This is a genomic window from Kitasatospora sp. NPDC091257, from assembly GCF_044757675.1.
GTDB lineage: Bacteria > Actinomycetota > Actinomycetes > Streptomycetales > Streptomycetaceae > Kitasatospora > Kitasatospora lactacystinica.
Map to the genome: position 1 here is coordinate 1 of NZ_JBIVVI010000109.1, position 12,579 is coordinate 12,579.

At 74.6% G+C, this 12,579-nt stretch carries 11 protein-coding genes and 2 pseudogenes; 9 read left to right on the top strand and 4 right to left on the bottom strand.

Going from position 1 to position 12,579, the window contains the following annotated elements; all coding sequences use genetic code 11:
- The first annotated feature begins 433 nt into the window (after positions 1–433).
- On the top strand, positions 434–1,243 hold the full coding sequence (locus ACIQOV_RS07760) for an alpha/beta fold hydrolase (protein WP_380542756.1): 810 nt from the start codon (positions 434–436) through the stop codon (positions 1,241–1,243).
- A gap of 74 nt (positions 1,244–1,317) precedes the next feature.
- Here ACIQOV_RS07760 and ACIQOV_RS07765 read toward each other — a convergent pair whose 3' ends face one another.
- Both ACIQOV_RS07765 and ACIQOV_RS07770 read right to left on the bottom strand, forming a co-directional pair.
- Positions 1,318–1,884 (bottom strand): hypothetical protein, encoded by a 567-nt coding sequence (locus ACIQOV_RS07765; RefSeq protein ID WP_401046072.1) that lies wholly within the window; start codon positions 1,882–1,884, stop codon positions 1,318–1,320.
- Positions 1,872–3,014, bottom strand: a complete 1,143-nt coding sequence (locus ACIQOV_RS07770) for a serine hydrolase domain-containing protein (protein ID WP_401046075.1) — start codon at positions 3,012–3,014, stop codon at positions 1,872–1,874. Before ACIQOV_RS07770 ends, ACIQOV_RS07765 begins: the two co-directional genes overlap by 13 nt.
- A 141-nt stretch (positions 3,015–3,155) precedes the next feature.
- Between ACIQOV_RS07770 and ACIQOV_RS07775 the strand changes: the two genes are divergently transcribed.
- From ACIQOV_RS07775 to ACIQOV_RS07785, 3 genes and pseudogenes are all read left to right on the top strand, one after another.
- Positions 3,156–3,716 (top strand): hypothetical protein, encoded by a 561-nt coding sequence (locus ACIQOV_RS07775; RefSeq protein ID WP_401046077.1) that lies wholly within the window; start codon positions 3,156–3,158, stop codon positions 3,714–3,716.
- Between the two features lie 118 nt (positions 3,717–3,834).
- Positions 3,835–4,545: pseudogene (locus ACIQOV_RS07780) on the top strand (vWA domain-containing protein); the annotation flags it as partial.
- A gap of 284 nt (positions 4,546–4,829) precedes the next feature.
- On the top strand, positions 4,830–6,209 hold the full coding sequence (locus tag ACIQOV_RS07785; protein ID WP_401046079.1) for a pyridoxal-phosphate dependent enzyme: 1,380 nt from the start codon (positions 4,830–4,832) through the stop codon (positions 6,207–6,209).
- A 7-nt stretch (positions 6,210–6,216) separates the two neighbouring features.
- On the opposite strand, the gene ACIQOV_RS07790 is transcribed toward ACIQOV_RS07785, so the two are convergent.
- The gene (locus ACIQOV_RS07790; RefSeq protein ID WP_401046081.1) at positions 6,217–7,020 is read right to left on the bottom strand and encodes a TetR/AcrR family transcriptional regulator; all 804 of its coding nucleotides are present in this window, start codon (positions 7,018–7,020) and stop codon (positions 6,217–6,219) included.
- Between the two features lie 104 nt (positions 7,021–7,124).
- Between ACIQOV_RS07790 and ACIQOV_RS07795 the strand changes: the two genes are divergently transcribed.
- The 5 genes and pseudogenes from ACIQOV_RS07795 (at position 7,125) to ACIQOV_RS07815 (ending at position 11,580) form a co-directional block, all read left to right on the top strand.
- Complete coding sequence (locus ACIQOV_RS07795; protein ID WP_401046083.1) at positions 7,125–8,096, top strand: ATP-binding cassette domain-containing protein; 972 nt, start codon at positions 7,125–7,127, stop codon at positions 8,094–8,096.
- Positions 8,093–8,914, top strand: coding sequence for an ABC transporter permease (locus ACIQOV_RS07800; protein ID WP_380542771.1), 822 nt, complete (start codon positions 8,093–8,095; stop codon positions 8,912–8,914). The genes ACIQOV_RS07795 and ACIQOV_RS07800 overlap by 4 nt, the downstream gene beginning before the upstream one ends.
- Positions 8,915–8,984: 70 nt before the next feature.
- Complete coding sequence (locus tag ACIQOV_RS07805; RefSeq protein ID WP_401046087.1) at positions 8,985–9,971, top strand: aldo/keto reductase; 987 nt, start codon at positions 8,985–8,987, stop codon at positions 9,969–9,971.
- 213 nt (positions 9,972–10,184) lie between these two features.
- Positions 10,185–10,673, top strand: a pseudogene (locus ACIQOV_RS07810) (DUF4188 domain-containing protein); the annotation flags it as partial.
- 232 nt (positions 10,674–10,905) lie between these two features.
- Positions 10,906–11,580, top strand: a complete 675-nt coding sequence (locus tag ACIQOV_RS07815) for a C39 family peptidase (protein ID WP_359897367.1) — start codon at positions 10,906–10,908, stop codon at positions 11,578–11,580.
- Positions 11,581–11,593: 13 nt separating this feature from the next.
- Here ACIQOV_RS07815 and ACIQOV_RS07820 read toward each other — a convergent pair whose 3' ends face one another.
- Positions 11,594–12,445, bottom strand: coding sequence for a hypothetical protein (locus tag ACIQOV_RS07820; RefSeq protein ID WP_401046089.1), 852 nt, complete (start codon positions 12,443–12,445; stop codon positions 11,594–11,596).
- Positions 12,446–12,579 lie beyond the last annotated feature (134 nt).

The following is a 12,579-nucleotide window of genomic DNA, read 5'->3' on the forward strand; positions in this document are numbered from 1 at the left end:
GGGTGGAGGTGGCGACCGGGCGGCAGAGCGCCGTGCTGGACGTCAACGACACCGCGTCGCTCTACCCGGTGGACCTGTCGGTGTCGGGCCCGGAGCGGTTCACGGTGGTCGCGGAGGACGGGACCCGGGACGAGCCGCCGGTGCGGGTGCTGAGCTGAGGCCCGCACCCGGAACACCGGTAACGGACCGTCACCGCAACGGGCGGTGGCGGGGCGGCCGGTGACGCCGGGTGACCGCCGTGGGCGGGGCGCCGGGCGACCGCGGTGGCCGGGGACGGCGGTCCGGCACGGCCGCGCGGCGCCCGATCACCAGGGGAGGCGGCCCTCGCGATCCGCCCGGCCGCCCTCGACGGGCCCGCCACCGGAGGACCTGAGCCTTCCGGGCGGTTGTGTCACGCTGGTGGGGGAGCACCGCCGAGATCGGGAGACTCGTGATGGCCGAGATCAGGGTGAACGGGGTGGCGCTGCACTACGAGGCCCGTGGTGAGGGCCCCGGCGTCGTCCTGGTGCACGGTTCCTGGAGCGATGCGGACTCCTGGGCGCGGGTGCTGCCGGGCCTGGCCGAGTCCACCACCGCGGTCGCCTACGACCGCCGGGGGCACAGTCGCAGCGAGGACCCGCTCACCCAGGGTTCGGTGCACGAGGACGCGGCCGACCTGGCCGGGCTGATCCAGGGGCTGGGCCTGGCGCCCGCCTTCGCCTACGGCGACTCCTACGGGGCACTGGTCACCCTCCGGCTCGCCGCCGCCCGGCCCGACCTGCTGCGCGGGATCGCCGTGCACGAGCCGCCGGGGACCGGCATCCTGCTCGCGGACCCGGACCTGCGCCCGATCGGCACCGCCTTCGCCGGCCGGATCGCCGCCGTCCGGGAGCTGCTGGAGCAGGCGGAGTCGGCCGCCGCCGCCGAACTGTACGTGGACAGCCTCGCCCTCGGCCCCGGCGCCTGGGAGCAGCTGCCCGCGCCGGTCCGGCACACCTACATCCGCAATGCGCCCACCTACCTGGACGAGCTGCGCGACCCGGACGCGCTCGACCTCGACCTCACCGGGCTGTCCCGGTTCGGCGAGCCCGCGCTGCTCACCCAGAGCGACGACAGCGCCCCGATGTTCGGCGAGGTGCTGGACCTGATCGACCTCGCCCTGCCCAAACCGGAACGCCACCTGTACGCGGGCGCCGGGCACGCCCCGCACCTCTCGCAGCCGGAGGAGTGGGTGCGCGTGGTGCTGCCGAGGGCGCTGGGCTGAGGCGCGCCGTCGCGGTTGCGGCCGGCCGACCCCCACCGGGGACGGGGCGGCCCGGGCGGGCGTCGGCGGCGGCCCTACCGGTCGCCGGCGCCCCAGCCGTCGTCCGGCAGGTCGTCGTCCGGCGCGGGGCACTCGACGTGCTCGAAGCCCCACAGCACCGCCTTGTGCAGCACCCACTCCGGAAGCGGCGGCCGGTCGTAGCCGTCGCGGTCGGTGAGCACCAGCTCGACCCGGACCTCCTCGGCCGGCGAGAACTCCAGGTTCCGCTGGCCCGGGAGGTTCTCGTACGTCACCGTCCGCCAACTGTGGCCGGTGGCGGTCAGCGCCGCCATCAGGTCCCGCTCGGAGACGTGGGTGTCGAGCGTCACCGATCCGCCGCCCGGCCGGGGGAGGTCGAGCTCGCCGTGCCAGACCGGCAGCGACAGCGCGTGGAGCCGGCGGCAGCGGCAGAACACCGTCTGCACGTCGCCCCAGCCGAAGGCGTGCGGCCACCGGTGGCCGCGGTGGACGCGGCCGCCGTCCCACGGATCGCCGTAGTGGGCGGCGAGTTCGGGCAGCGAGGCGCCGTAGCGCAGCTCGCCGAGGCCGCCGGTGGTGGCCAGGCCGGTGACGAGCGGGAGGAAGCCCGTCAGCCCAGGCACCCGCGCACCGCCTCGATCAGGCGGTTCGCCCGGGCGTCGCCGTGGCCGATCATCCGGTTGGCGACGTAGCCGAAGCCGACGCCGAACTCGTCGTCCCCGAAGGCGAACTGGCCGCCGGCGCCGTCGTTGCCGAAGCTGCGCGCGCCGAGCAGCGGGCGGAAGGCGGGGGAGTCCAGCAGCAGGCCGGAGCCCCAGCGGGCGCCCAGGTCGAAGCCCAGGAAGCCCGCTCCGGAGGAGACTTCGCGCACCGCGTCGGTCACGGTGTCGGGGGAGAGCAGCCGCTCGCCGCCGTCCAGGCCGGTGGCCGCCGCCGCGTAGAGGCCCGCCAGACCGGTGGCCGAGGCGACGGCGCCCGCGCCGGGCAGCTCGATCGCGTGCAGGTCCGGGTCGTTCCAGCCGTGCGGCACGTCCAGGCCGGGGAAGACCAGGGCGCCGTTCATGGTGACGATCCGGGTGAGCAGGTGCTCCGGGCCCGGCATCGGACGGCGGCCCTCGGCCTCCACCAGCCGTGCCAGGCGCGGCAGTTCGCTCTCCGGCAGGCCGATCCGGACCGGCAGCCCGAGCGGCTCGGCGATCTCCTCGCGCAGGAACACGCCCGGGGTCAGCCCGGTGATCCGGCGGATCACCTCGCCGACCGCGAAGCCGAACACATGGCCGTGGTACTCGTGGGTGGAGTCCGGCTCCCAGAGCGGCCGCTGCGCCTCGATCGCCCGGATCACCGGATCCCAGGCGGCGACCTCCTCGAAGGAGAGCGTCGCGTCCAGGGCCGGGAGGCCGGCGCGGTGGCCGAGGATCATCCGGGTGGTGACGGCCTGCTTGCCGTTCCGGGCGAACTCCGGCCAGTAGCGGGCGACCGGCGCGTCCAGGTCGAGCCGGCCCTGCTGGGCGAGCAGGTGCGCGGAGATGCTCACCGGGCCCTTGGCGCAGGAGAACACCGGTACGACGGTGTCCTGCGTCCAGGCCCGGCCGGTGCGGTCGTCGGCCGTGCCGCCCCACAGCTCGACCACCTTCCGGCCGCCGGAGAACACCGTGACGGCGGCGCCCAGTTCGGGGAACTCGGTGAAGTTGGCGGCGAAGGCGTCCGCGACGGCGCCGAAGCGCTCGTCGGCCCAGCCGTGGTGCTGCTGCATGATGTGGTGCCCCGTTCTGCCCTCAAGATCGACCGAACCACGCTACGGGAGCCGGGCGGCCGTGACGAGGGGATTTCACCAGGCCGGGACTGGTGGGACGGATGTGGCAGACTCGCCTGCCGGAACGGAGGAGGGGAGCTGGTGGATCGCGACGCGCTGACCGCGCTCTGGGAGCGGCGGTGGCCCGGCACGGAGCCCGTCGGGCACGAGATCGACAGCCGGGCACGGGACGTCTGGGTGCGCTTCCACAGCCTGCCGGAGTCCAAGCGGTACCCCGACGACGAGCGCGAGTACGCGATCGTCCTGGAACGCCACAACACCGTGCTGGACGAGCTGTTCGCCGGCGCCGAGGTGTACGTCCTCACGCCCAGGTGGACGAGCAGGACGAGCGTCCCCCGCATGCGCCGGGACGCGAGGCACTGGCGCACCTGGCTCCAGAGCGACGACCCCGAGCCGGAGTTCCGCACCTACTGCCACGTCTTCGTGGAGCGGCGGCAGTGGCGGCGGGGCGGCCTGGACCGGCTGCTGCGCCGGGTCGCCGACGAGCGGGAGGCCGGGGTGATCGTCACGGACACCGGGATGCGGCGGCTGTACCACCCGTACGACGGCGGCGCGGACGTCCACCTGGCCACACCGGAGGAGCGCGACCGGTTGAAGGAGCGGCACGCCGACTGGCTGTCGCGGCACCCGGACGGCTGGTGAGCGGCGGGTCGGGGCGAAGGCTTGCCGTGGCCGCCGTCCGCCCCGCAGAGTGTCGGGAGCGCGTTGACGATCACGCGCGCCGGCAGCTCGGCTGCCGCAGTGGGCAAGGGAGCGGGACATGGCCGTCAGTCTGAGCAAGGTCGAGCGGAGCGCGCCCGGGCTGGTGAGCCTCTACAAGACGGCCGGCGCCTCGGTCGAGCGGCGCGGGCTGAACGGCCGGCGGCTGGCTGTGTACCTGGTGGTCGACTACTCCGGTTCGATGCGGCCCTACTACAAGGACGGCAGCGTCCAGGCGCTCGCCGACCGGGTGCTGGGGCTGTCGGCCCACCTGGACGACGACGGGAGCGTGCCGGTCGTCTTCTTCTCCACCGAGGTCGACGCCCAGGCCGAGATCGCCCTGACGGACCACGCGGGCTGGATCGACCGGATCGTCGCGGGCCTCGGGCACATGGGGAAGACCAGCTACCACCTGGCGATGGACGCGGTGGTCCGGCACTACCGGGAGAGCGGGGCCACGGAGCCGGCCTTCGTCCTGTTCCAGACGGACGGCGGCCCGATCAGCAAGAGCGCGGCGGAGAAGCGGCTGTGCGAGGCGGCGACGCTGCCGATCTTCTGGCAGTTCATCGGCTTCGGGGACCCGGACGGCAGGCAGTTCGACTTCCTGCGGAAGCTGGACGAACTGCCCGTCCCGGAGAAGCGGCCGATCGACAACGCGGGCTTCGTCCACCTGGGGCGCGATCCCCGGACGGTCTCCGACGAGGAGCTGTACGACCTGCTGCTCGCCGAGCTGCCGAGCTGGCTCGCGGCCGCCCGGGCCCAGGGCATCGTCCCGGAGCAACCGGCGCCGCAACCGCAACCGCAACCGCAGCCGCAGCCGCAGCCGACGGCGGCCCCGGCGGTCCCGCCGACGGAGCGCCGGGGCTTCTGGGCCACCCTGACCGGGGGCCCGGGGAAGCGGAGCCGGCGCGGTTAGGCGGTGAGGCGGGGAAGGGGGAGGGGGCGGGCGTCGACGGCCTGGACGAAGGCGGTCCGTGAGGAACGGTGTCGCCGCCGTCTACCGGGCCCCTGGCCTGGGCAGGCTCGGACGGACAGCGCCAGCGAAAGGGGCCGACGATGGCCGCAGTTCACGAATCCGTCCTCGACGCGATCGGCGGGACGCCGCTGATCCGCCTCGCCCGGCTCGGCGCCGGGATCGCCGCGCCGATCTACGCCAAGGCGGAGTTCCTCAGCATCGGCGGCAGCGTCAAGGACCGCGCCGCACTGTCGATGGTGCTGGCCGCCGAGCGGGACGGCCTGCTGAGGCCGGGCGGGACGATCATCGAGGCGACCTCCGGCAACACCGGCATCGGCCTGGCGATCGTCGGCCGGCAGCGCGGGTACCGGGTGATCGCCGGGGTGGCGGACAAGGCGGCGGCCGAGAAGGCGGACATCCTGCGCGCGTACGGCGCCGAGGTGGTGCTCGCGCCGACCTTGGTGCCCCAGGAGGACCCGAGGCACCTGTTCAAGGTGGTCCAGCGGCTGGCCGAGGAGATCCCCGGTGCCTGGCTGGCCAACCAGTACGACAACCTGGCCAATCCTGACGCGCACGTCCGGACCACCGGCCCCGAGATCTGGGAGCAGACCGGCGGCCGGGTCACCCACTTCGTCGCGGGCGTCGGTACCGGCGGCACCATCACCGGTACCGGCGGATACCTGAAGGAGGCCTCCGGCGGCACGGTGACCGTGGTCGGCGCGGACCCGGAGTCCTCCTCGTACGGGGGCGGGGACGGCAGCCCGTGGTTCGTCGAGAGCATCGGGCACTTCCTCCACCCCGAAACCGTCGAGGACCGCTGGCCGCAGGCCTACCGGTCGGAGGTGATCGACGCCTTCGAGCGGATCCAGGACCGCGAGTCGCTGCTGACGGCGCGCCGGCTCGCGCGCGAGGAGGGCCTGCTGGCCGGCCCGTCCTCCGGCACGGCGGTCGCGGCGGCGCTGCGGGTGGCGCGGACGCTCGGGCCGGACGACCTGGTCGTGGTGGTGCTGCCCGACTCGGGCCGCTCCTACCTGTCCAAGGTGCACAGTGACGCGTGGATGCGGGAGTGGGGCTTCCTGGAGGAGGAGGCGGAGGGCCTGCGCCCGTTGCTGGAGGCGGCCGGGCCGCTGGTGACGGTCGACGCCGGCACCACCGTCGGCGAGGCGGCCCGGGCGCTGCGGGACGCGCCGGGCGGCGTCGCCCCGGCGGTGCTGGCGCGGCCGGCGCGCCCGTTCGGGGTGAACGCGACCGAGGTGGCGGGCTCGGTGTCCCGGGAGGTGCTGACGGCGGCGCTCGCGGACGGCAGGGCCGAGCCGGAGGACCCGCTGGGCGCGCTGCTCGGGCCGGCGCTGCCGACGGTCGGCGTCGGGCAGTCGGCGGCCGAGGCGCGGGCGGCGCTGGCCGGCGGGCGCCCCGCGGTGCTGGTGCTGCTGGACGGCCGGGTGGCGGGGCTGCTGACCAGGGAGGTCCTCACGGGCTGACGGTGCGTCAGTTGTCGCCCGTCGGCATCAGGATGGCGGAGATCACCCGGTCCAGGGTGCGGTCGAACGCCCGGTCCGGGTCGGCGGGCGGGCCCGCGGCGGCGAAGGCCTGGGCCAGGTGCGGGAATTCACCGCTCGCCGCCGCCCGGCCGAGGTAACCGACCAGCTCGGACTGCCACTTGGCGCCCGCGGCCGCCGTCCGCTCGAACTGGGCGAACTGGGCGATGAAGCCGTTGATCAGGGCCATCGCCTCCATCCGGTCGCTCCCGCCGAGGCCGGTGGGGGCGGTGGCGGCGAGGAAGTGGTCGGTGTAGCGCAGGGCGTTGGGGCCGATGCCGGGGCGGGCCAGCACCAGCGCGGGCAGCCAGGGGTGGCGGCGGAAGATGCCGAGCTGCTGGTGGGCGAGGTCGGCGAGGTCGGCCCGGACGTCGCCGCTCGGCGCGGCCGGGAACCGGTACTCGGCGGCGGCCGCGTCGAGCATCAGGTCGAGCAGGTGCTCCTTCTTCGGCACGTAGTTGTAGAGCGACATGGTGCCCGCGCCGAGCGCCGCCGCGACCCGCCGCATGGAGACCGCGTCCAGGCCCTCGGCGTCGGCGATCCCGATGGCCGCGGCGGCGATCGAGTCGCGGCTGTGGGCCGGGCGCGGGCCGCGGCCGGTGCGCTCGGGGCGCAGCCAGATCACTTCGGGGGCCTCGGGGGGCGTGGGCTTGCTGGACGCCGGCGCGGACCCGCCCGGTGCGGGCGTGCTGGACGGCGTGGGCGTGCTGGACGGCGTGGGCGTGCTGGACGGCGTGGGCTTGCTGGACGGCACTGGAAGATCACCTCGTTTTCCCCATCGTAGATACGTACGGCGTACGTAGTAGGATGCGCCTGCGCGCGCTTCTACGTACGCTGTACCTAGAGAGGGGCAGAGCCATGTCCGACACCGCCCGACCCGCCATCGAGATGGCGGGCGTGGAGAAACGCTTCGGCGCCACCGAGGCCCTGCGCGGCCTCGACCTCGCCGTCCCGGCCGGCACCGTCTGCGGCCTGCTCGGCCCCAACGGCGCCGGCAAGACCACCGCCGTCCGCGTCCTCGCCACCCTGGTCGCCCCCGACCGCGGCACCGCCAGGGTCGCCGGACACGACGTCGTCCGCGCCGCCGAGGACGTCCGCCGCGCCATCGGCCTCGCCGGGCAGCACGCCGCCGTCGACGAGGGCGTCACCGGCCGCGACAACCTCCGCCTGCTCGGCCGGCTGCACCACCTCGGCGCCCGCCGGGCCCGGGAGCGCGCCGACGAACTGCTCACCCGCTTCGGCCTCGCCGAGGCCGCCGACCGGCTCGTGCGCACCTACTCCGGCGGCATGCGCCGACGCCTCGACCTCATCGCCAGCCTGGTCACCAGCCCGCCGGTGCTCTTCCTGGACGAGCCCACCACCGGGCTCGACCCGCGCAGCCGACAGGCGATCTGGGACACCGTCAAGGAGCTCGCGGACGGCGGCACCACCGTGCTGCTCACCACCCAGTACCTGGAGGAGGCCGACCGGCTCGCCGACGACATCGTGGTGGTCGACCACGGCGCCGCCATCGCCACCGGGCCGCCCGACCGCCTCAAGGCGGCGATCGGCAGCCAGGTCTCCGTCACCCTGGCCGACCCCGGACAACTCGCCGCCACCGCCGTCGTGCTGTCCTCGATGACCGGGGGCGACGCCCGGGTGGACGTCGCCGAGCGGACCGTCGCGGTGCTGACCACGCCCGGCGTGTCCGTCCTGCTGCCGTCGCTGGTCCGGGAGTTGGACGGCGCCGGGGTCGTCGCGCAGGACGTCGCGGTGCGGGCGCCCTCGCTGGACGACGTGTTCCTCGCGCTCACCCAGGAGTCCGCGGACGCCGGGAGGGCCGCCCGGTGACCACTGCGCACATCGCCCCGGCGCGACCGTCCGGCATCGGCCGGCTCGCCACCGGCACCTGGACCTCGGTGCTCCGCGTCCTGCTCAACTACCGCCACTCACCGGGCCTGTTGGCCGCCTCCCTGGGCGTGCCGGTGGTGATGGTGGTGGTCTTCGGCTACGTCCTCGGCAGTGCCATGCAGGTGCCGGGCGGCGGCGACTACCGGGAGTTCCTGATGCCCGGCCTGTTCGCCATGGTGGCCACCAACGGCATCATGCCGACCATGGTCGGCGCCGCCCGCGACGTCTCGCGCGGAGTCACCGACCGGCTGCGCTCCATGCCCGTCTCGCGCACCGGGCTGCTGCTCGGGCAGACCCTCGCCGACCTGCTGGTCAGCATGGTCGTCCTGGCCCTGCTGGCCCTGGTCGGGCTCGCCACCGGCTGGCAGGCCCGGAACGGACTCGCCGACGCGGCAGGGGCGTTCGCGCTGCTGCTGCTCTTCCGATTCGTGATGACCTGGGTCGGCACCCTGCTCGGCCTGGCCGTCGGCAAGGAGGAGGCGGCCGGTCAGCTGTCCGTGGCGGTCTTCCCGCTGGCGATGATCACCAACGCGTACGTGCCGACCGGCGGCATGCCCGGCTGGCTGCGGTTCCTCGCCGACTGGAACCCGGTCAGCTCCGTCGTCCAGGCCTGCCGGGAACTGTTCGGCAACCCCTCGGCGGCCGGTTCCGCCTGGCCCACACAGCACGCCGTCCTCGCCGCACTGCTCTGGAGCGCGTTGCTGCTGGCAGTCTGCATGCCGCTCGCCGTACGGAAGTTCGCCACTCACGGGCGGTGATCCGCCGGGTTCCGGCACTCCCGCCAAATGTGCTGGACAGCGGAGCCGGTGTGGTCTTGGGTGGGGCGCCATGGAGTACACCCACCTCGGCCGCACCGGCCTGACCGTCTCCCGCCTCTGCCTCGGCACCATGAACTTCGGCCCCCACACCGAGGAGGCCGAGGCCCACCGCCTCATGGACACCGCCCACGAGCGCGGCATCAACTTCTTCGACACCGCCAACACCTACGGCCGCGACAGCGAGGGCCGGCTGCGGGGGCGGACCGAGGAGATCATCGGCCGCTGGTTCGCCAAGGGCGGCGGACGCCGCGAGCGCACCGTCCTCGCCACCAAGGCCTACGGCGACATGGGCGACTGGCCCAACGAGAGCAAGCTCTCCGCGCTCGCCATCCGCAAGGCCGTCGAGGCCAGCCTGCGCCGCCTCCAGACCGACCACATCGACCTCTACCAGATGCACCACATCGACCGGGCCACGCCCTGGGAGGAGATCTGGCAGGCGATGGAGGTCCTGGTCGCCCAGGGCAAGATCGTCTACGTGGGCTCCAGCAACTTCGCCGGCTGGCACATCGCCCAGGCCCAGGAGACCGCCCGCGCCCGCCACTTCCTCGGCCTGGTCAGCGAGCAGTCCCTCTACAACCTGCTCGACCGCGCCATCGAGCTCGAAGTCGTCCCCGCCCTCCAGCACTACGGGCTCGGGCTGATCCCGTGGTCCCCGCTGCGCAGCGGCCTGCTCGGCGGCGTCCTGCGCAAGGAGCGCGAGGGCACCCGCGACCGCAGCGCCATGCCCTACGCCAGCGAACTCCTCGCCAAGCACCGCGACCGCATCCAGGCCTACGAGGACTTCGCCGCCGAACTCGGCGCCGACCCCGCCGACCTCGCCCTCGCCTGGCTCCTCTCCCGCCCGGCCGTCACGGCCCCCATCATCGGCCCCCGCACCCCGGCCCACCTCGACGCCGCCATCGGCGCGTTCGACCTCAAGCTCGACCAGAAGACCCTCGACCACCTCGACGAGCTCTTCCCGGGCCACCGGCCCGCCCCGGAGGACTACGCCTGGTAGGCCGTCCGCGTCCGGCCCCGGCCCCTTCGTCGGGGGCCGGGGCCCCGCGCGCACCCGCGGGAGCCGGCCGCGGACCGGCGCCCCCGGCCTCGGGTGTCGTCAACCCGCCCGCACAGTAGCCGAATTGTGAGGGTGGCGAGCCTTGACCGGGCCGCCCGGCACTGGTCTAGTCACCGCTTACATGGGCAAGGGTACGGGGAGGCACAATTGGCCTTGTTCGCCAAGCCGCAGCCGGGCTACACCACCGCCGCCGCCACCGGCGACACCGTGGTGCTGCTGATCGGCATGCGGATCAACCGCTTCTGGGCCGTGCACCACTGGGGTCCGGTGATGTTCTCGATGCTCCGGATGCTGTACGACCTGCGCCGCGCCCCCGAGCGCGGCCTGCGCGGCCGCATCCTGCTGACCGCCTCGCCGCGCACCTACTACGTGGTCCAGTACTGGGAGTCGAAGGAGAAGCTGTACGGCTACGCGAGCGCGCCGGACGGCTTCCACCACACCGTGTGGGGCATCGCCAACCGCAAGCTGCGGGAGGGCAAGGCCCGCGGGCACGTCGGGCTCTGGCACGAGACGTACATCGCGCCGCCGGGCGGGTACGAGTCGATCTACTTCGACATGCCGCCGTTCGGTCTGGCCGGCGCCACCGGCTCGCTGCCGGTGGAGGCGCGCGGCCGGCACGCGGCGCAGCGGCTGGCCTACCGGGAGCCGGCACCGGAGCCGGAGGCCGTTGGGTCGCAGCCGCAGCCGCAGCCGCAGGCCGGCCGGTCGGAGCCGGAGACCAGTGGGGCACGGACGGCGCCGGGCGGGGCTGGCGAGTCCGAGGTCGGGGCTGGCGAGTCCGAGGTCGGGGCCGCGCCGGCCCCCGGCGCCTGAGTACGGCTGCGCCGGGAGTGTCGTGGGCCGCCCGGCCGCCGTGCCGTGAGAGCGTCGGGGAATGGTGGATCGGGGCGACGCGCGGCCGCAGGCGCCGGCGCGGTCGGTGCGGGTGGTGCACGAGGTGCCGTACCGCGCGCAGTGGGAGTCGGCGGAGCTGGTGCGGGAGATCGTCGACGGGCGGCTGGAGGCGTCCGCCGATCCGCGCTGGGGGCAGTCCGGCGCGGCCACCGCGGAGGAGTACGCGTGGTGGTCCTGGCGGCTGTGCGGGGTGGCCTGTCTGCGGATGGCGCTGGCGCACTGGTGGGGCGTGACCCCGGCGGCGCTGGCGCTCGCGGGCGAGTGCGTGGCGGCCGGCGCCTACCTGCGGGACGGTGACAGCCTGCGCGGGCTGATCCACGCGCCGTTCGCCGAGTACGTCGAGCGGCGCTGGGGACTGGCCGCGCGGGCAAGGGAGTTGACGCCCGAGGAGGTGTCGTCGGAGGTGGCCGACGGCCGGCTGGTGATGGTCTCGGTGCACCCGTCGATCCGGGAGCCGTACGGGCCGGAGCCGGTGCGGCGCGGTGGGCACCTGGTCCTGGCGGTGGGTGCCACGGACACGGCGCTGCTGATCCACAACCCCTCCGGGTTCCCGGGGGAGTCGCAGGCCTTCGCGCGCGTGCCGTGGCGGTCGTTCGGGCGGTTCTACGCCGGACGCGGGATCGTGCTCGGCCCGCCCCGGGTCTCCTCGCCCTGACGTCGCGGAGCGGTCACTGGTTGTCCGGCAGTCCCATCGGGTTGATCGGCAGCCGGCCGCGACAGAGCGCCGAGATCGGCTTCAACGCCGCGGCGAGCCGGTCGAGTTCGGTCCGCGGGTAGTCGTCCCAGACCCGGGCCGCGGCCAGGTCGGTGGCGGCCTCCAGGGTCTGGTGACGGATCCGGCCGAGCTCGGTGACCGTCCCCTCGGCGGTCAGCCAGCCGCGCTCGACCAGGCGGTCGGCCGCCGCCTCCCACTCGGCGTCCGTCCACCCGCGCAGCGGCTGGAGCATCTCGCGCCGCATGTCCATCGCGCAGCGGACCACCAGGGCCTCGCAGCCGTCCAGCCCGGCCGCCACCAGGGCGGCCACGTGGCCGTCGCCGCGGTGCTCGCGCATCACGGTGGCGGCCTGCCAGAGCCGCTCGTACAGGCCGCTCGGGCGGGGCAGCGCGGCGTTGGCGGCGGCCAGCACCCGCCCGGAGCAGTCCAGCCGGGTGGCGGCCTGCTCCAGGGTCTCGGCGACCAGCTCGACCTGCTCCTTGTCCACGTGCTCCAGCAGCCCCTCCAGGATCGTCGCGGAGGCCTTCAGCCGGGCGGTCAGCGCCTCCTCCGGGCTCGCGTGGTTCCACACCTCCGGCAGGGCGCGCTCGACCATCGAGGGGGAGAAGTTGAAGAAGGCGGCGGTCACCGGCGGGGCGTCCACCGCGCCGAGCGGGGCCGATCGGGTGGCGAAGTAGCCGTGCAGGCGGCCGTGCAGACCGGCCTCCTCGAAGGCGGCGCGGCCCTCGGGCAGGAAGTAGGTGACGGCGTGCACCGGCTCGAAGAGCCACCACAGCGCGCGGGCGGGGTGGACGAGATCGGTCATCGGAGACCTTCCTCGGACGGAGCTCCGGGCGGGCCGGGGAGCTCGGCGGTCGGGACGGCCCGGCGGGAGCCGCGGCGGGCCGTGGCCCGTTCAAGGGCTGATGACCACGGCGAGGGCCCCGGTAATCCTGCCGG

Coding starts and splice junctions, on each gene's coding strand:
- ACIQOV_RS07760 (WP_380542756.1), top strand. CDS start 434: ATGGCCGAGATCAGGGTGAACGGGGTGGCGCTGCACTACGAGGCCCGT.
- ACIQOV_RS07770 (WP_401046075.1), bottom strand. CDS start 3,014: ATGCAGCAGCACCACGGCTGGGCCGACGAGCGCTTCGGCGCCGTCGCG.
- ACIQOV_RS07785 (WP_401046079.1), top strand. CDS start 4,830: ATGGCCGCAGTTCACGAATCCGTCCTCGACGCGATCGGCGGGACGCCG.
- ACIQOV_RS07795 (WP_401046083.1), top strand. CDS start 7,125: ATGTCCGACACCGCCCGACCCGCCATCGAGATGGCGGGCGTGGAGAAA.
- ACIQOV_RS07805 (WP_401046087.1), top strand. CDS start 8,985: ATGGAGTACACCCACCTCGGCCGCACCGGCCTGACCGTCTCCCGCCTC.
- ACIQOV_RS07815 (WP_359897367.1), top strand. CDS start 10,906: ATGGTGGATCGGGGCGACGCGCGGCCGCAGGCGCCGGCGCGGTCGGTG.
- ACIQOV_RS07820 (WP_401046089.1), bottom strand. CDS start 12,445: ATGACCGATCTCGTCCACCCCGCCCGCGCGCTGTGGTGGCTCTTCGAG.